Here is a 17,097-nt window from a genome sequence, read left to right as displayed (position 1 = left end):
AGTGCTAGACTGAGCCGCATTGGTCAAGGGCCACGTCACCTGCGCGCCTGACCGGCGCGCCCGGGCGTGGAGCGGGAGGGGCGCAGGCGAGCGCTTTACAAGTGTTTACTTAGCAGCCTGCTCGCCCTGTGCCACAGCCTGACTTGCACATACGAAAAACAGGCTGACGGCACGCGAGGGGACGAAGCGTCATGAACGAGGGCGGAGATTTCGAGGACAATCGGGCCAGTCTCGGCGCGGGAGTGCTCGGCGCGATAATGGCCGTATTCGCCTGTTTCGGCGCGGCGTTCGTGTTTTCGACATAAGCCGGCAGCAAGACCGGTTCCCATTGCCGGGCGCCTCCGTTCAGGCGTTCCGGCAAATGGCTGCTTACCTCTGCGGCGGTGACCCAGGTGCCCCCCTGATCGCTGTACGAAGCGGCCGGTGCCGGGACGGCAGGTCTTCGTGCCTGGCGTCCCGGCATATTTTTGGCGCCTGAACCGCCGGACCGGACCCGCTTACTTGCGCGTCGCGAGCCAGCAGCCCGATACTATGAGCACAGCGCCAGCTATGGTTGGCAGCGCGACCGGTTCGCGAAAGAACGCCCAGCCAAACAGGCTCGCCCACAGGAAGCCCGAATATTCGATCGGTACCAGCGCCTGTGCCTCGGCCCGGGCATAGGCCCAGGCGATCGCCAGCGCGCCGGCAACGGTCAGTGCGCCCGCGGCAGCAATCGGCATCAGCGATGCAGGCTCGGGCACCGTGCCCAGGAACGGTGCGAAAAGCAGAAGGACCAGCCCGCCGATCCCGCTATGGAACGTGGCGATCTCGACCGGTCCGGCGCGCTGGCTCTGGCGACGGATGACGATGAAATTGTAGGCATAGAGCAGGGCCGAGAACATGAGCGATGCAAGCCCGAGCGCGGCATCGCGGTCGAGCGCGCCCTGGCCGATCCGCCCACCCACGATGACCAGCGTTCCCGCTAGCCCAAGGATGCTCGCAAGGATCGCCTCGCGGCGGATTTCCTCACCCAGGAACAGGTGCGCGAAATAAAGCGCGATGAGCGGGGCGACGAAGCTGATCGCGATTGCCTCGGCAAGAGGCAGCTTCGTGAGCGCGAAGAAGAAACTCAGCGCCATGAAGGCCGAGATGATGCCGCGCTCGACATGCAGGTTGAGCACGGCGCGCTTGGGCCAGCCAGGCCAGCGCCACAGCCAGAACGGCGCGATGAGTGCCGCGCCGACGAAACTGCGCAGAACGGTAGCAGTGTAGGCTCCGGTCGCGAGCGCGGCCTGTTTCATGAAGGCGTCCATGAGCGACAGGAAACCGATCCCCAGCGCGGCAGCGGCGAAGGGAGCAAGGCGACGGAGCTTCGGGGAGGCGGGATCGGACATTCGCGGCTGCAATAATGCGCGCCCGGGCAAAGGTCACGCGATCGTGACAGGCGAAACGTTAGCAAATTCAGCCCAGCGAAATCAGCAATGCTTGATAGCGATCGGCGAACTCGGGTATATTCACGGGCGAAACGCCCGGCGCCGCTCGACGGCGGGATGCCGCACAAGGGACAACACGCAATGCGCAAATGGGTCAGCAATCTGGCAACCGGCATCGCCGGCGCCGCTTTCATCGCGGGAACTGCCTTCGCTCAGGATGCAGCGAGACAGGCCACCGGCGATCCGACGGTCGAGGCCGAGGCCAGTTTCGACGAGGCTTTCCCGCAGATGGTCTCGGACCCGATGGTCCAGGGCGACCTTGCGCCTCCCGGACCGCTCGAGGGCGAATGGGATGCCGGTCAGGTCGAACAATTGCTTGGCGTGATCGACACGATCGAGGCCGAAGGACTGAACAAGGCCGATTATCGCGGCGAGGAATTGGCCGGCCTGCTGGCGAGCGAAGGGCCGGGCGAGGCGGTCAACGCGCTTGCGACAAAGATTTTCGTCTGGCTGGTCGAGGATCTGCGCGACGGGCGCACGCCGATGTCGGCGCGCGAACAATGGTTCGTGGCCGATCCCGACCGCGACCGGTTCCGCACGTCCGACCTTTTGGAAAAAGCGCTTGAAAGCGGCGATGTCGCAGGCACGCTGGCAACGCTCCACCCGACTCATTCCGATTATGCGCGCCTGCGCGAAGAGCTTGCCAACACGCCCGAAGGCGAAGTCGAAAGGCGCAAGCTGATCCGTGCCAACATGGACCGCTGGCGCTGGCTCGCGCGTGATCTGGGGCAGGTCTACCTGATCACCAATGTCCCCGAATTCCAGCTGAGGCTGACCGTGGGTGACAAGATCATCAAGACCTATCGGACGATCGTCGGCAAGCCGGGCCGCACGGCGACTCCGCAATTGGCCGAGACGGTCGAAGGCGTGGTGTTCAACCCGACCTGGACCGTCCCGCAGTCGATCGTGGTCGGCGAAGGGCTGGGCGAGCGGGTGCTCGGCAATCCGGCCTGGGCGCGGCGCAACGGCTATACCGCGACACGCGGCGCCAACGGCTTCATCACCGTGGTCCAGCAGCCCGGTCCGGGCAACTCGCTGGGACGCATGAAGCTGGAAATGCCGAACCCGCACGCGATCTTCTTCCACGACACACCGTCGCGCAACCTGTTCGCGAACCAGAACCGCGCGCTGTCGCACGGCTGCATCCGCACCGAACGCGCTCTTGAGCTGGCAATCACCATGGCAATTCTCGGCAAGGGCGCGAGCCGCGACGAAGCGGTAGCGATCGCAACATCGGGCGAATACACCAAGGTCCCGATCGAGCGCGAAATGCCCGCCTACATCACCTATTTCACGATGGGGGTGGATATCGATGGCAAGCTGCGCACATTCAACGATATCTACGGACGCGACGCGCCGGTCCTTGCCAGTCTCGACCAGCCGCGCGTTGAAAACCGCTCGAGCGAATCCGATGACGAGGTGATCGTGATTGAGAATGATCCGCGGGGCGAGGCCTGACCTTCAGCCCCTGGTGTGTTGGCGCCAACGACGCCATTCAACCGAGAGCTTAAGAAAATGCGCGGGGCGACCGGGATGACGCGTGGTTAAAACACGCCCGGATTGTAGCGCTGCGCAGCGGTCGGTTCGTCTGGCACCAGCGCCGCCAGTTGCTGCTCGCGCGTCAGCATTGCGCCATCGTCCTGCAGGCCAAGGCTGTCAGCATAGAGCAGCCGCCCGCCGGACAGGTTGAGGAGAGCAATGCGGAACTGCTCTTCGCCCAGCGCGAAGCAGCCGTTCGACCGGCCAAGCCTGCCCCAGCGTTCGATATGTGAAGGCTCGGCATATTTGGCGCGGTGCATGACAATGTAGCGGCGCAGCGCATTGTTGTTGGTCGAATCGAGCCCGCCGAGCCGGACCGAGGTGCCATAGCGCCCCTGGTACCATTCCCATGTGACATAGGCCCCGCGCGAGGTGGCATTGGAGCCTTCCTCGTTCGAGTAATGGTTGAGCCAGCCATCGTGTTCGGGATCCGAACCGGTCCCGTGGCTGACATGAAAGGGACGCACTTCCTCGCGTTCGAGATTGACGAAGTAGAACCGGCGATTGGCAGAATGCACACCGAAATCGGCGATGCCGACGATGTCCTTGCGCCAGATCGCATCGCCCGCCCGGTCAAGCTCGCGCTTGGCGAGGTCGAACAGCACCCGGTCGCGCGCCGAGCCGGCTCGCGGCTGCGCGGCGAGCCTCGTAGGCAAGGCGGGAATGGCGGCCGATGCCGCCAGCGCAGCCCCGGCAATGACGCTGCCTTTGAGGAGATCGCGGCGTTTCATATCGCTTCAACTAATAGCAAATGTGTGGCGTTCCCGTGAACAGGGTTCTCACGCACCTTCATGGATAGCCTTGGCGGCCATGCCGAGCCGGATCACATCGGGCATGAGCGCCTGTATCTTCGGGCCCACTTCGGCAAGCGCGGTCAGTCGTTCGTCGCCCTCACTGATCATCTGCGCGACTGCCGGTCCGGTCGGGTGAAGGCGGCTTTTCGCATTGAATTCATTGGTCTTTTCATTAGCGGACAGGATCGCCGTGCTCATCAGGTTCGCCATCACCGCGTATGGGTAAGTGAGCGTCGAATCGGTCAGGGGCGCTGGCGGCAGGAGATTGTTCTTCTCCGCATCGGTCTCGAAATTCGCCTCTACGAAAGCGGCGAGCGCAGCAGAATAGGGCACGAAGGGGGTCTGGGCGAGCTGGAGCGTGATCCTCCCACCATCGAAGAAAGGCTGGGTGTTCAATCGCTGCTCGAACGGGACCGCGCTGGCAGTGCAATCGACGAACATGGTGCCCTCGGGCAGAGCGACGCGCTCGTCGCCCAGCGTCATGGCCCCTGGTTCGATTTTCGCGACCCGCTGGCCGCGATGGACGCGGGTGATCTGGCGCAGCAAGGCGATCTCGCCTTCGGAAATCACCGCGAAATGAAACATTTGCGGGGTCACTTCGGGATCGATCCGCAGCATCGTGCCGCGTTCGCCGAGCTTGGCGAACATCGCGTCGCCGTCTTGCGATCCGGCGGCGCATTCGACCAGATCGAGCTGAAACCTGATAAGCCCTTCGATCCGGTGGCGTGCGGGCTGGAGCAGCTTGCGGTTGAACATCCAGCTGTCGCGCGGGCGGACCCAGTCGATCCTGTCGGCCGGAACGCCCGCCTCGAGCAGCCAGACCGCGGTGTCCATCGCGGTCTTCCCGCCTCCGATGATGCAGTAGTGCTCAGGCAGATTGCCGGGATCGCGCCACAGATGAGGGAGGTCACCTGGAACCGCGAACGGCGTGCCTTGCGCGATCTCGAAGCCGGGCCTGTGGGTCGAGGGAACCGAGGTCTGGAACCACGTCGCATCGACGATCTTGCGGCGCACGCTAAAGGCCAACTCTTCGCCTGAAAGGATCGCCCTTGCGCGGTGCTCGCCGTCTTCGGCGCCCGTATATTCGGTGAGCGGGTGGTAAGCGACCCGCCCGCTCGGGATCAGCCGCTCGCTCATCACGCGCGAATAATAGGCGAGGATGTCGGCATGCTTGGCGAGCGGGAACATGCCAGCATTGTGCCCGTGCTCGTCGACGCGGTCGGGGCACAGCTCCATCGAGTTGACGCCGTAGGTCGCGCTGGGCTGGTGCAATGCGACGAAGGAATAGGCGTCGTTCCAATGCCCCCCGGGGCGCGCGTGCTTGTCGAGGATCGTGATGTGGCAATCGGGATCTTTGTCGAGCAGCGTGTCAACAAAAGCGAGCCCCACCGCGCCTGCGCCAATAACGAGGTAATCGGTATTCTTGGGTGTCACTCGCTCACTCCCGCATCCGCCCGCACACAGGCGGTTTTCGCATTTTCATCGGCCATGACCAGCATCGAGCGCGCATGGCGCTGCGCCACCGCGCGCTGGTCGTTGCCATAGCCGCCCCCAAGCGCCGAAGCGATGGGGATGGCGCGCGCCCGAGCCTCGGCCACGACGAAACGGTCCCGGCGGGCCAGCCCCTCATCGCTCAGCGCGAGCCGGCCGAGCCTGTCTTGTGCATGCGGATCGACGCCCGCCTGATAAAGGACGAGATCGGGCGCGAAATCGGCGATGCAGGCGGGCAGATGGCGTCCGAGCGCTTCCATGTAACCATCGTCGTCCACGCCATCGGCGAGCGGCACGTCGAGGCTCGATCGTGCCTTGCGGGCCGGGAAATTCTTCTCGGCATGGAGCGAGAGCGTGAAGATATCCGTGCGTCCCGCGGTGAGGCTGGCGGTGCCATCGCCTTGGTGGACGTCGCAATCGACGATCAACACCTGGCGCGCATCGCCCTCGGCAATCAGGCGGTTGGCCGCAACCGCGAGGTCATTGAACACGCAATAACCGGCGCCCGTCTGGCTGAGCGCATGGTGGCTTCCCGCCGCGCTATTGGCGGCATAGCCATGCTCGATCGCGAGCCGGGCCGCGAGCCATGTGCCACCATTGGTATGGCGCACGCGGTCGCGGATGCGGCTCGTGACGGGAAATCCGATCCGCCGCTCCTTTTCGCGCGGGACCTCGGCACGGAAAACCTCGTCGACATAATCGTGGTCGTGGACCGCTTCGAGCCATTCGCGCGGGCACGGATCGGGGCGGTGTTCGACCATTTCGATGCCATGCTGGGGGGCGAGCTCGCGCAGCGCTTCCATCACCAGCCAGTACTTGTCGAAACTGAAAGTGCCGCGCGTCGGGCGCGGGGCGCGGTAATCGGGATGGTGGACGACGTGAAGCAGCGTCAGGCCGCCTTGTCCGCAAGCATTTCCAGCTCTTCGAAGATCGCGTCCTCTTCGCGGCTCGCGGCGTTGCGCCAGCTCGTCGCGGTGTCCGGATTGACCAGCGTGCCGTCGCCGGTCAGCACCAGCAGATTGGGCGTTCCGGGCAAGTCGTCGAGGCCGAAACGCCGCGCGATATCGAGATTATGCCCATCGCCCGATTGGGGCATGCCGACATTGATGAAGACCAGTTCGTAATGCGCATCGATCAAGCGGGCGAAGCGGTCGGTGCCGAGCCATCCGGCTAGCGCCCGGCTGTCGTGGCACCAGTTCGCGCCCATCACCAGCAGCACGCGCATGTCGGCTGCGGCCGCACGCGCGAGGGCCGCGTCGACATCGCCCATGGCGTCTTCGCTGGCCGCATAGCTTTCCGCCTCAGGGTAATCGTGCGCGGTGTCCGCACCGCCGGCCAAGGTGGCGCAGCCTGCGACCAGCAGGCCCGCGGCGAGCCCTGCAAGGATGGGCCTGATCATTCGGCGGCTTCTTTTGCGTGGGGGTCGAAGGCGGTTTCTTCGCCGGCCTCGATCTTCGCGGCCTTTTCCTCGACGAGACGTACGATGTGATCGAGCATGTCCTCGTTATCGATCGTGTGCGCCTTGAGCCCCGAGAGGTAGACCATGTGCTTGCCATTGCCACCGCCGGTGAGGCCGATATCGGTCTCTCGCGCCTCGCCCGGGCCATTGACCACGCAGCCCAGCACACTGAGGCTCATCGGGGTCTTGATATGTTCGAGCCGCTTTTCGAGCGTTTCGACGGTGCGAATGACGTCGAAGCCCTGCCGCGAACAGGACGGACAAGAGACCACGCGCACGCCGCGAGTGCGAAGGCCGAGGGCTTTCAGCATCTCGTAGCCGACCTTGACCTCTTCCTCTGGCTCGGCCGAGAGCGAGACGCGGATCGTGTCACCGATACCTGCCCAGAGCAGCGAACCCATGCCGATGCTCGATTTGACCGTGCCGCCGATCAGACCTCCCGCTTCGGTAATGCCGAGATGCAAGGGGCAATCCACCGCCTCGGCTAGGCCGTGATAGGCAGCGACAGCGAGGAAAACGTCGGAGGCTTTCACCGCCACCTTGAATTCGTGAAAATCGTGGTCCTGCAGCAGCTTGATATGGTCGAGCGCGCTTTCGATCAGCGCCTCGGGGCAGGGCTCGCCATATTTCTCTAGCAGGTCGCGTTCGAGGCTGCCGGCATTGACCCCGATCCGGATCGCGCAGCCATTGGCCTTGGCGGCGCGCACGACTTCGGCCACGCGGTCATCGCCGCCGATATTGCCGGGATTGATCCGCAGGCAGGCCGCGCCCGCATCAGCAGCTTCGAGCGCGCGCTTGTAGTGGAAATGGATGTCGGCGACGACCGGGATATTGGCCGCGCGGGTGATCAGCGGCATCGCCGCGGTGGCTTCCTCGGTGGGGCAGGAAACACGGATGATATCGGCGCCCACTTCCTCGCAGCGGCGGATCTGGTCGATCGTTGCCGCGGCATCTTCGGTGGGGGTGTTGGTCATGGTCTGGACGCTGATCGGCGCATCGCCGCCGACCGGGACATTGCCGACCATGATCTGGCGGCATTGCCGCCGCTCGATATCGCGCCAGGGTCTGATGGAAGACATGGGCACCATATAGGCGCGCGCCGCAAGAGGGGCAATGCGGGAACGCGCGCGCATTTTCTCGGATCGGTGAAAGGCCTACCAGCGGATCAGCGGTGGCACCGCCAGTCGTCCGGCGATAGCGGCCAATGCCACCGGGGCGGTGTGCAGGAGGCCGACATGGCCGATCGAGTCGAGCGGGCAGGTAATCCCGTAGGCAAGCGTGCCAAGCGCGCCGCCGGCAAGGCCGGTGAGCCAGCCGGAGCGTTCGGGCGAGACCGGTGCGCCGCGGCGGAGAAAAGCGGTTGCAGCAGCGCCGATCAGCAGCGCCGCTGCGAGCGCCGCGGCGATACAGGGCCAATAGGCAAGCGCCGGTTCGCCCAGGCTTGAAGCAGGATCGCGATCTCTTGCGGCGAACACCGTGATCAGCGCAGCGGCAGGGATCACCGCGAGCATGAGTGCGCTCCACAAGGGCGCACCGCTGCGCGCACCCACGCGGGGCAAGGCTCCTGCTACCAGCGCTGCGCTGCTCGACATGCCAAGGACGAGCAACATGCCATTGGTAATCCAGAAAAAACCGGAGGCATCGCCATACAGGATGCCCGTCCAGAAGCCGAAACCCGCGACCGAGGCGAAGGCGGCGACAAGCGTCGCGCCCAATACCAGCGCCAACCCCCATTGAGGGCGCACCGGAGCGACCGGCGCAAGATTGTCGGAAAGGGTCGCGATCAATGTCGCGCGGGGCAGATTGTCGTTCATGTCACTCGGCCTTCTCGACCATGGCGGCGAGCTTTTTGAGCCCGCGGTGGATGTTGACCTTGACCAGGCTTTCGCTCTGTCCGGTTTTCTCGGAGGCTTCGCGGATCGTCAGGCCGCCGATCTTGACCAGCTCGATCGCCTCGGCCTGCTTGGATGGCAGTGCCACAAAGAGGCGGTCGAGGCTGACCCGGGCGAGCACGACGTCTTCCTCGCTCGCCGCTATCGCATCGTTGTCGGCGACCTCGCGGGTCTGGTGCCTGTAAGCCTTGCGAAGATGATCGATCCAGCGATAGCGCGCGATCGCGGCGAGCCAGGGCAGGAAGGGTCGCTGCGGGTCCCAGCTTGCGCGCTTGGCGTGCACCGCGATCAGCACCTCCTGGACCAGGTCCTCGATCGCATCGCTTGCAGCCCTGCGGCGGAAATAGCGTTCGAGCCACACCGCCACTTCGGTCAGCAGCACATTTGCGGCCGCCTTGTCGCCTGCCTGCGCCGCTTTCATGAGCCGGGCAAGAGTGGGCTCGTCGGCGATCATCGGGCACGCATTGTCCATCCCCGCGCGAGCAGGGCGTCGATACTGAACACACCAGCGCCTCGGCTGATGACAATTGCGGCCAGAGCGAACACGGTGATCGCCCAGCCGAAGAAATGATCGAGGCTCGGGAACACGAAGGCCTGGATCACCAGCGCCATCACGGCCAGGGCGCTCGCCGAGATCCGGCTGGCGAGGCCGGCAAACAACAGGATCGGAAACAGGAATTCGGAATAGGTCGTGAGCGGGACGGCGATTTCGGGTGAAAGCGGGAGGCCGGTAAACTCGTTTGCGAACAGCAGATATTGCGTCTGGTCGATCGCGAACCACCCCTCGTCGGTGACCTTGGTCTGATAGCTGCGGAAGAAGATTAGCCCCAACGCCGTGCGCGCCAGAAGTAGAGCGATTCCTTCGAAAAACCGGTTCGACAGGTTTCGGACCAGTCCTGACCACATGGCATTGATCTGCGGCATGGCTCTCCTTTCGTCATCGCGCCCCGTGCGGACTAATTCGCGCCAAGGATGCGCCCAGTTACAGCGCACCACAAGTCGCTGTCAGTGAGGTGGCCGCCTTCCGGCATGTAACCGTGCGCTGCAAACCCGCGAAAAAGCCCACATGCGGGGATTGGAATATAGTATGGACGTGCGCGATGCCGGCTTTCCCAGATGATCCGACACCCTTTGCAGGCTTCGGCCTCGGAATGCGGCGCGAACATTTTGCCGAGTTCGCTCGCGGCGCGGTGCCGGTCGATTTCGTCGAGGTTATCAGCGAGAATTTCATGGTCGATGGCGGCCGCCAGCGACGTATCCTGCGCGAAGTGCGCGCGCACTACCCGGTCGCGCTTCATGGCGTCTCGCTGTCAGTCGGGTCGGCACACGGATTGTGCGAAGACCATCTCGAGCGCCTGGCGCGGCTTGTCGATGCGGTCGATCCGCTGTTCGTCTCCGATCACCTGTGCTGGACCCGTACCAGCGCGCACAACGCTCATGACCTCCTGCCCTTGCCACTCACCCGCGAAGCGCTCGACATCACCTGCCGCAATGTCGATCGCGCGCAAACGGCGCTAGGCCGCGCGATCCTGATCGAGAACCCTTCGAGCTATTGCACCTTTCCAGAGGACGAGATGCGCGAATGGGAATTCCTTTCGGCTTTGTGTTATCGAAGTGGCTGCGCCTTGCTGCTCGATATCAACAATGTCCACGTCACGGCGGGCAATCACGGCTTTGATCCTCTCGATTATCTCGCAGGACTGCCGCTCGACCGCGTGCGCCAGATCCACCTTGCAGGGCACGACCCGGCAACGCCCGAGCGCGAGATCGCGATCGACACGCATGATCGGCCGGTCTGCGATGAAGTCTGGGACCTCTATCGCAGGGCGCGCGCCATGATTGCGCAGGAGGTCGCGACCATGATCGAGCGCGACGAGGCGGTCCCGCCGCTCGGCGAACTTCTCGATGAACTGGATCGTGCGCGCGCCCTTTGCGATCATGCGGCGCAGGCTGAGTGATGGCCCGGCTTGCCGACCGCCAGGCTGCGATGATGCAAGCGATCCTCGATGAGAATGCGCCCTTGCCCGATGGCTGGCGCCCGTCCGCAGCCGCGGGGCTCGCAGTTTACAGGGACAATTACCGGGCCGCGGTGCTCGCCGCGCTCAGGGCGAGCTATCCGCAAACGGCGCGCTTGCTCGGCGACAAGCAATTCATTCGGGCGAGCATCAATCATGCCATCGCCTGCCCTCCTTCGGGCTGGACTATCGACGAGGCTGGCAGCGGTTTTGGCGGGACCTGCGAGGAGATGTTCGCCTTGCGCCCCGCCATTGCAGAGCTAGCCTGGCTCGAGGATGCCATGCGCCTGCTTGCCGGTGCACGCGACACGCAGCCCATTTCGGCGCGCGAATTCGCCCGCCGGTCTGCCGGGTTCGACGATGCGCGCTGGCTCGGTTTGAAAATCACGATCCAGCCTCGTGCCGCTTTTCGCCTCGTTCGGCATGACCTCGATGCGCTCTGGAGAAAGCTCGGCGAAGAGGGCGATGGTTCCCCGGTGTCTGCGACGCGGCTTGCGCAGCCGCGCACATGCATTGCCTGGCGCGAAGACGAGCGGCCGACCTTCAGGCTGGCCGAGGCCGATCACGCCATCGCGCTCGCGGCAGTGCATGAGGGCGCGTGCTACGGCGCAATCATCGAAAGGCTGTCGGATGAATCGAAAATGACGGCGGAACAGGCGGCCATGCGGGCAGGCGAAATGTTAGGCTGGTGGCTGAAGGAAGCGCTGGTCATCGCCATCGAGGGTTGAGCCGCGCCCGAAAGGCCTGGCTCGTCGTCCAGCTTGACTTGGCGCGCCGCTCGTCCAGTCTCCGTGCGCATTGCAGCGGGCAAGGGGGAAGAGCGAGCGATGGACCAGGAGTTGAGCGAACTGCGATTTGCCAGGCCAAGCCTGCTGATGCGCGCGGTCAAGTGGCTGGCCGCCAAGCGCAAGCCTGTTTTCCCGCATACCGCCGATGGGTTTCGCGAGCACATGGCTTCGCGCCGCAAGCCGGATGACGCGCCCATGCCCGAGCGATTTCGCGATCGTTTCGCGGTCGAGGAACAGCGGATCGCCGGGCACGAGATGGTCACGCTGCATCCGCGTGCCGGGCCAGGCGAATGGCACATGCTCTATTTCCACGGCGGCGGGTTCGTGCTGCCGATGTTCAAGGAACACTGGCCGCTTGCAGCCGCGATGGTCGAGACCTGCGGGATCAGCATCAGCCTGCCGCTCTATCCTTGCGTCCCCTATGCATCGCACGAAGCGCAGGAAGAGCTTGCCATGGCAGCCTTCGAAACGCTTGCATCCCGGCACGACCCGGCGCGGATCGCACTTGGCGGCGACAGCGCGGGCGGTCACATGGCACTGCGCCTCGCTCTGCGGCTTTCCGAGGCGGGCGGCCCGCAACCGGGCAAGCTGGCCTTGTTCGCGCCCTGGCTCGATCTGACAATGGCCGATCCGGAAATGGAAGGCGTCGAGCCCGATGACATCATGCTCAAGATCGGAACGCTGCGTGCCTGCGGCGAAATGGTAGCGGGTGCAAGCGACCCGGCCTCGCACGAAGTGAGCCCGCTCTACGCCTCGTCAAGCGCGCTGGCCGGTCTGCCGCCCACGCGCATCTGGACCGGCCGCCACGACCTGTTCATCGTCGATTCGCGCAGCTTTGCCACTCGGCTCGCCGAGGCCGGAGTTGACGTCAGGCTCTATGAATATGCCGGCGCACCCCATGTTTTCATGGCGATAACGCCCACGCGCGAGGCGCGCGACACCTTCGCGCTGCTCAAGGATTTCCTGAGCGGCTAGGCGCAGGCCGAGGCGCGTCCGTAAACCCGCCCTGCACGAATGCCGCTTGGCACCCGGCCCGGCTTTGGGTTAGCCATTGCTGTCATGAAACATGCAATCATCGCTGCCATTGGCGCGGGGCTGATCGGCCTTGCGCAGTTCATCGCTCCTGCCGCTGCCTATGCTCACGGGCAAAGCGATGACACACACCGCGCCGAAGCCGGGTGGTCGATCGCGATCCATGGCGGGGCAGGGACGCTCGATCCCGATCGCATGACGCCAGAACGCCGCGCGGCATACGAGGCATCGTTGCAGGCTGCGCTCGATGCCGGGGCAAGAGTGCTGGCCGATGGCGGGAGCGCGATGGACGCGGTGCAGGCCGCGATCGTCCCGCTCGAGGATGATCCGCTGTTCAATGCCGGGCGCGGTTCGGTTTTCACCTGGGAAGGGACCAACGAACTCGACGCATCGATCATGGACGGGCGCGACCGCAGCGCGGGAGCGGTCACCGGGGTCACTACGGTGCGCAACCCGATCCAGCTCGCCGACCGCGTTCGCACGGACAGCCCGCACGTATTCCTGATGGGGCAGGGCGCCGAGCAATTCGCGCGCGAACAGGGGTTTGCCGTCACTCCGCCCGAATGGTTCGCGACCGAAGCCCGGCGCGAATCGCTCGATCGGATGCGCGCCAATGCCCTCTCCTCGCTCGATGTCGATCACAAGTTCGGAACGGTCGGGGCGGTGGCGCTGGACACGCATGGCAATGTGGCTGCCGGGACCTCGACCGGGGGGATGACGGGCAAGCGATGGGGCCGGATCGGCGATGCGCCTGTGATCGGCGCGGGCACCTATGCCGACAACCAGTCCTGCGCCGTATCGGCAACGGGTTGGGGCGAGTATTTCATCCGTGTCGGGGTGGCGCAGGAAATTTGCACGCGGCTCAGGATCCAGACCACTTTTCGCGAGGAACCATGCCCCGACGATGCGATCGGCGGGAGCTATTGCGTTTCGGTCCAATTGCCCGATGCCGAGGTCGCGCAGGACACCGCCGACGCGGTGATGGACGAAGTGGCGCAGCTGGGCGGCGATGGCGGGGTCATTCTCGTCACCCCTGCTGGCCACGCAATCTTCAGCTTCAACACCACCGGCATGTATCGCGGTCGCGCCACCAGCGAAGGGGTGAATGAGGTGGCGATCTTTTCGGGCGAAGCGCGCTAAGGGCGCAAACCCGGGCGCCGGGTCAAGCCGCCAACCCCCCGAACTGCGCCACCACCTGGCCAACCCGCGTCTGCCAGCGCTGTTGCAACGAAGTGGCGGCGATCCACGCTCACGAGAACTTGTCGGGCTTGCGCACTCCGAAACGCATCCCGCCTTCGAGCCGCGCGCGCAGCTGGGCGTAGAACGCCTCGAGGAATGCGCGTTCATCGCCTGCGCCCGGGTCCCAGCCGATCTTCCTGCAAATCGCCTCGTGCACCGCAGCCAGCGCTTCCTCCTGGCCGTCTCGCAACAGCTTTTCGAGCGTCTGCAATTCGTGCTCGCCGTAAACCGCCAGTTCCTCCTCGCCAAATTCGTACCGCGCGCCGGTGACCGAGCTCGTTCCCTCGCTCGCAGCCGCGCCTTGCGCCGAAAGCGCTCGTGCGAGCCGGGTGCGCGGCGCATCGACAACCCAGGTCCCGGCGATCACATCGCCTGCGCGCATGGCGTCCTTGTTGAAGAACGGGAAGGCGAGGAAGATCAGGAACCAGATCAGTGCTGCAAAGATGAACCCGCCCATGTCCATGCCTGCCACTCTCGAAAACAGGGTCACGAAGAAGAACACCAGCGGATAGAAAATCTCGATGTCGCGCATGAGATTGCGGGCAATGATTGCCTCCGGCGTGAGCCGGCCGCCCCCGCGCGCGGCGACCCTGATCCCGACAATTCGCTTGCCCAAGGTGGCGCTGCGCGGTCCCAGTTCCTGGATCAGGAAATAGCCATACCAGATCGCAAACCCGGCGATGATGCGCAGGACGATGAGGAATTCGGCTGCGCCCGAAACCGCGTCATCGGCAGCCTCGACAGCCTTCTCGATCAGCCCGCCTGCGACCAGCATGATAGCCAGTTCGATGAGGTTGATCGCGATGATCAGGATAAGGAAATCGAGTATCAGCGCGCCCAGCCGAGAGCCGCGCGTCGCGATGTTGACCGGAAGGGCGATACCCTCTGGCGTGACGAGCACCCGCTTGCGCTTATCGCCCGGTGCGTGCGATCGGACCGGCGCGTTCACGTTCGGACTTCCCCGGCGGCCGGAGTGGCGGCGTCGAGCGCCTGGGGGCGGTAAAGGAAGAAATAGCTGAGCCAGAAGACGAGAAACGCGCCGCCAATAACGAACCGGCCTTGGGTATCGGCGACAAGCTGGCGCGGAAAGGCCTCGAGCAAGCCGGCAATGATCATCATGATGACCACGCCGACCATTACGACCGCGCCGCGACGCCCGCTTTCGGAGGCCGCGTCGAGCAAGGTGCGGCTGCCCGGAAAAGCCATCGATCGCCCGATATGCAGCCCGGCCGCGCCTGCCAGCAATATGCCGAACAATTCGGTCGTCCCGTGCACGCTCAACCAGGCAGCGAATTCGACCAGCAGGCCGGCATCGTCGAACAGCCATAGCATCGCACCCAGCAAGGCCATGTTGTAGATGAGCAGCATGAGCGAAGGCACCGCAAAGGCAAACCCCAGCGCGAAGGCAAGGATACACACCGCCGCATTGTTGGCGAAAAGAAAGGCGGCAAAGGTCGATAAGCCGCCGGTTTCCTGTTCCACTCCCAATGTCTCGCGCAGCACTTCGCGGCTCGCTCCCGGGGCGCGGCTATCAGCGAGTGCGCCCGGAACCAGCCGGTAGAACCATCCCTCGTCGCCATCGACGAGCAGCCAGCCGACGACCGCGCCGGCAACCATCACGAACAGCGCGATCGACAGGTCGAGCCAGATCGCCCGAACCGCGCGGCTCCACCCGCCGAAGATGAATTCGCGAAACCAAACGAAAAAACCCTTGCGCGGTCCGTACACCTGGAACCAGGCGCGCTGGACTAGGCTTTCGAGATAGGCGAGCATCGCGGCATCAAGCGAGGTTTCGCGTGCGACCGACAGGCTCGATGCGGCGGTGCGATAGAGCGCGGGCAGCGCGAGCAGGTCAGCATCGTCGATCCCGCGCAGTCCGCCGCTCTCCATCCGCCGGACGATGGCTTCGAGTCGCTTCCAGTCGTCCTCGCGTTCGAGCCGAAACCGGTCCGAGCGCAGCGCCGCGCTCTCGATATCGGTCGGTGCGCTGGCCGCCGCACGCCTGAACCACGATCGTCCCACAGGCCGCATCATCCGATCGCCTCGTGGTTGCGGATCGCGAAATAGCGATCGATCAGCTCGTAACCGATCCGCTCGTGCGGGGCCTCGACCACCGCGACGCCGAGATGACGCAACCGCTGGAGCACGACCTGCCGCTGGTGCAGCAGGCTATCGGCGGTGACCGCACGCGCGAGAGTGGCGACATCTCCGGGCGGCGCGCGGGTGAATGCTTCGAGCTCGCTGTCGGCGATCGTGACGAACAGCACCAGGTGCCGCTCAACCAGCCGCCCGATCGATTCGATCATCAGCTCGGCCGCGGTGGGATCGGTGAAATCGGAAAACAGCACGATCAACGAACGCCGGCGGAGTTTCGCCGTCAAAGTGGCGAGCGCGAGCGTGAAATTGCTTTCCGCGGCCTCGTAATCCAGACTTGCGGCAGCGCTTTGCAAGCGGTGAAAAGCGCGCACGTTCTGCGCAAAGGGCGTGAGCATTCGCGGGCGCTGGGCAAAGCCGAACAGCGCGACCTTGTCGCCACCCTTGAGCGCGACATAGGCGCAGGTGAGCGCGGCGGTCACCGCACGGTCGATCCGCGGCAGGCCGTCAACCGTCTCACACATTGCCGGCCCGCAATCGAAGGCGAAGACGATCTGGTTGTTGCGCTCGCTCTCGTTCTCGCGGGCATAGAGGTGGGTGTGGCGCGCGCTGGCTTTCCAGTCGATCTGGCGCCGGTCCATTCCGGGCTGGTATTCCCTGAGCGCCTCGAACTGGGTTCCCTCGCCGCGAATCCGGCGCGCGATCAGACCTGCTGCGGCGTCGCGAAGGAAGGTCTGCAATTCGGGCGATCGGGTGGGCGTCAGATCGGGCCATATCCGCATTGCCGCCCCGCCAAGTTCGCGCTGCGCCTGGCGCGCGCCAAGTCCCAGCGGTCCGGCCCAGCGCAGCCATGCCCGGGTGACTTGCGCGGTGCCGCGGCGCAGGGGGCGCACGGCAAAATCTGCCCTGAATCGATCGTTCTCGTGAATGCTCTCGAGGTGCACAACGGCGCGTCCGCTTGCGCCGAGGCGCGGGTCTAAAGCCAAGGACGCGCGTGCGCCGTTCACGGCGCCGCGAGCCAGCTGAGCGTGCACCGCGATCGCGGTTTTCCGGCCCACTTCGCTGTCCTCGGGCACGCTGACCTGCCAACTCTCCAGACGGGCGGCCAGCAAGGCGTCACAGATGATCAGCGCGATCAGCGCCAAAGCTGCGATCGGGGCGATCACCCAAAGGCGCGGTTGTGCTGCGGCGATGACCAGAGCGACCGGGGCAAAGCCGGCAAGGATCCAGGCCGCCCGCGCGGTCGGTAGCAATGGGAGGAAGGCGTGTGCTCCGACCACGA

The 17,097-nt window shown here is 64.8% G+C and carries 17 protein-coding genes; 5 read left to right on the top strand and 12 right to left on the bottom strand.

The genetic code is table 11. From position 1 onward, the window contains the following. Positions 1–497: 497 nt before the first annotated feature. Positions 498–1,373 carry a DMT family transporter gene (locus tag ACKTSM_RS13015; RefSeq protein ID WP_407875069.1) on the bottom strand — a complete coding sequence of 292 codons (876 nt, stop codon included), beginning with the start codon at positions 1,371–1,373 and terminating at the stop codon, positions 498–500. Positions 1,374–1,553: 180 nt separating this feature from the next. Here ACKTSM_RS13015 and ACKTSM_RS13010 point away from each other — a divergent pair, with 180 nt between their 5' ends. Further along, on the top strand, positions 1,554–2,930 hold the full coding sequence (locus ACKTSM_RS13010) for a L,D-transpeptidase family protein (protein ID WP_407875068.1): 1,377 nt from the start codon (positions 1,554–1,556) through the stop codon (positions 2,928–2,930). An 86-nt stretch (positions 2,931–3,016) separates the two neighbouring features. On the opposite strand, the gene ACKTSM_RS13005 is transcribed toward ACKTSM_RS13010, so the two are convergent. From ACKTSM_RS13005 to ACKTSM_RS12970, 8 genes are all read right to left on the bottom strand, one after another. Then, positions 3,017–3,742, bottom strand: coding sequence for a murein L,D-transpeptidase catalytic domain-containing protein (locus ACKTSM_RS13005; RefSeq protein WP_407875067.1), 726 nt, complete (start codon positions 3,740–3,742; stop codon positions 3,017–3,019). A gap of 48 nt (positions 3,743–3,790) precedes the next feature. Continuing rightward, positions 3,791–5,239: an NAD(P)-binding protein gene (locus tag ACKTSM_RS13000; RefSeq protein WP_407875066.1), complete on the bottom strand. Its 1,449-nt coding sequence runs from the start codon at positions 5,237–5,239 to the stop codon at positions 3,791–3,793. Further along, positions 5,236–6,183, bottom strand: coding sequence for a histone deacetylase (locus ACKTSM_RS12995; RefSeq protein ID WP_407876378.1), 948 nt, complete (start codon positions 6,181–6,183; stop codon positions 5,236–5,238). Before ACKTSM_RS12995 ends, ACKTSM_RS13000 begins: the two co-directional genes overlap by 4 nt. A gap of 2 nt (positions 6,184–6,185) precedes the next feature. Next, positions 6,186–6,695, bottom strand: coding sequence for a thioredoxin family protein (locus ACKTSM_RS12990; RefSeq protein ID WP_407875065.1), 510 nt, complete (start codon positions 6,693–6,695; stop codon positions 6,186–6,188). Next, on the bottom strand, positions 6,692–7,834 hold the full coding sequence (gene ispG, locus ACKTSM_RS12985; RefSeq protein WP_407875064.1) for a flavodoxin-dependent (E)-4-hydroxy-3-methylbut-2-enyl-diphosphate synthase: 1,143 nt from the start codon (positions 7,832–7,834) through the stop codon (positions 6,692–6,694). Before ispG ends, ACKTSM_RS12990 begins: the two co-directional genes overlap by 4 nt. 75 nt (positions 7,835–7,909) lie before the next feature. Beyond that, positions 7,910–8,569: an NrsF family protein gene (locus tag ACKTSM_RS12980; protein ID WP_407875063.1), complete on the bottom strand. Its 660-nt coding sequence runs from the start codon at positions 8,567–8,569 to the stop codon at positions 7,910–7,912. Position 8,570: 1 nt separating this feature from the next. Continuing rightward, a complete protein-coding gene (locus tag ACKTSM_RS12975) occupies positions 8,571–9,101 on the bottom strand; it encodes a sigma-70 family RNA polymerase sigma factor (protein WP_407875062.1) in 531 nt (176 codons plus the stop codon). Next, a complete protein-coding gene (locus tag ACKTSM_RS12970; RefSeq protein WP_407875061.1) occupies positions 9,098–9,571 on the bottom strand; it encodes a DoxX family protein in 474 nt (157 codons plus the stop codon). Before ACKTSM_RS12970 ends, ACKTSM_RS12975 begins: the two co-directional genes overlap by 4 nt. A gap of 176 nt (positions 9,572–9,747) precedes the next feature. On the opposite strand from ACKTSM_RS12970, the gene ACKTSM_RS12965 reads away from it, so the two are divergent. The 4 genes from ACKTSM_RS12965 (at position 9,748) to ACKTSM_RS12950 (ending at position 13,622) form a co-directional block, all read left to right on the top strand. After that, positions 9,748–10,605: a DUF692 domain-containing protein gene (locus ACKTSM_RS12965; RefSeq protein WP_407875060.1), complete on the top strand. Its 858-nt coding sequence runs from the start codon at positions 9,748–9,750 to the stop codon at positions 10,603–10,605. Further along, positions 10,605–11,390: a putative DNA-binding domain-containing protein gene (locus ACKTSM_RS12960; RefSeq protein WP_407875059.1), complete on the top strand. Its 786-nt coding sequence runs from the start codon at positions 10,605–10,607 to the stop codon at positions 11,388–11,390. Before ACKTSM_RS12965 ends, ACKTSM_RS12960 begins: the two co-directional genes overlap by 1 nt. A gap of 99 nt (positions 11,391–11,489) precedes the next feature. Continuing rightward, positions 11,490–12,425 (top strand): alpha/beta hydrolase, encoded by a 936-nt coding sequence (locus ACKTSM_RS12955; RefSeq protein ID WP_407875058.1) that lies wholly within the window; start codon positions 11,490–11,492, stop codon positions 12,423–12,425. An 84-nt stretch (positions 12,426–12,509) separates the two neighbouring features. Next, positions 12,510–13,622, top strand: coding sequence for an isoaspartyl peptidase/L-asparaginase family protein (locus ACKTSM_RS12950; protein WP_407875057.1), 1,113 nt, complete (start codon positions 12,510–12,512; stop codon positions 13,620–13,622). A 109-nt stretch (positions 13,623–13,731) separates the two neighbouring features. Here the strand turns inward: ACKTSM_RS12950 and ACKTSM_RS12945 are convergent, their stop codons facing one another. Genes ACKTSM_RS12945 through ACKTSM_RS12935 form a run of 3 tightly spaced genes read right to left on the bottom strand, consistent with a single transcriptional unit; the run spans position 13,732 to position 17,095 of the window. Beyond that, a complete protein-coding gene (locus ACKTSM_RS12945) occupies positions 13,732–14,670 on the bottom strand; it encodes an RDD family protein (protein WP_407875056.1) in 939 nt (312 codons plus the stop codon). Continuing rightward, on the bottom strand, positions 14,667–15,755 hold the full coding sequence (locus ACKTSM_RS12940) for a stage II sporulation protein M (protein WP_407875055.1): 1,089 nt from the start codon (positions 15,753–15,755) through the stop codon (positions 14,667–14,669). The genes ACKTSM_RS12945 and ACKTSM_RS12940 overlap by 4 nt, the downstream gene beginning before the upstream one ends. Further along, a complete protein-coding gene (locus tag ACKTSM_RS12935; RefSeq protein WP_407875054.1) occupies positions 15,752–17,095 on the bottom strand; it encodes a DUF58 domain-containing protein in 1,344 nt (447 codons plus the stop codon). Before ACKTSM_RS12935 ends, ACKTSM_RS12940 begins: the two co-directional genes overlap by 4 nt. Positions 17,096–17,097 lie beyond the last annotated feature (2 nt).

Source organism: Qipengyuania nanhaisediminis (assembly GCF_045862805.1).
In the GTDB taxonomy this organism is placed as follows: Bacteria; Pseudomonadota; Alphaproteobacteria; order Sphingomonadales; family Sphingomonadaceae; genus Erythrobacter; species Erythrobacter nanhaisediminis_A.
The sequence above is the reverse complement of the archived record's forward strand: the minus strand, read 5'-3'. Positions and strand labels throughout refer to the sequence as shown.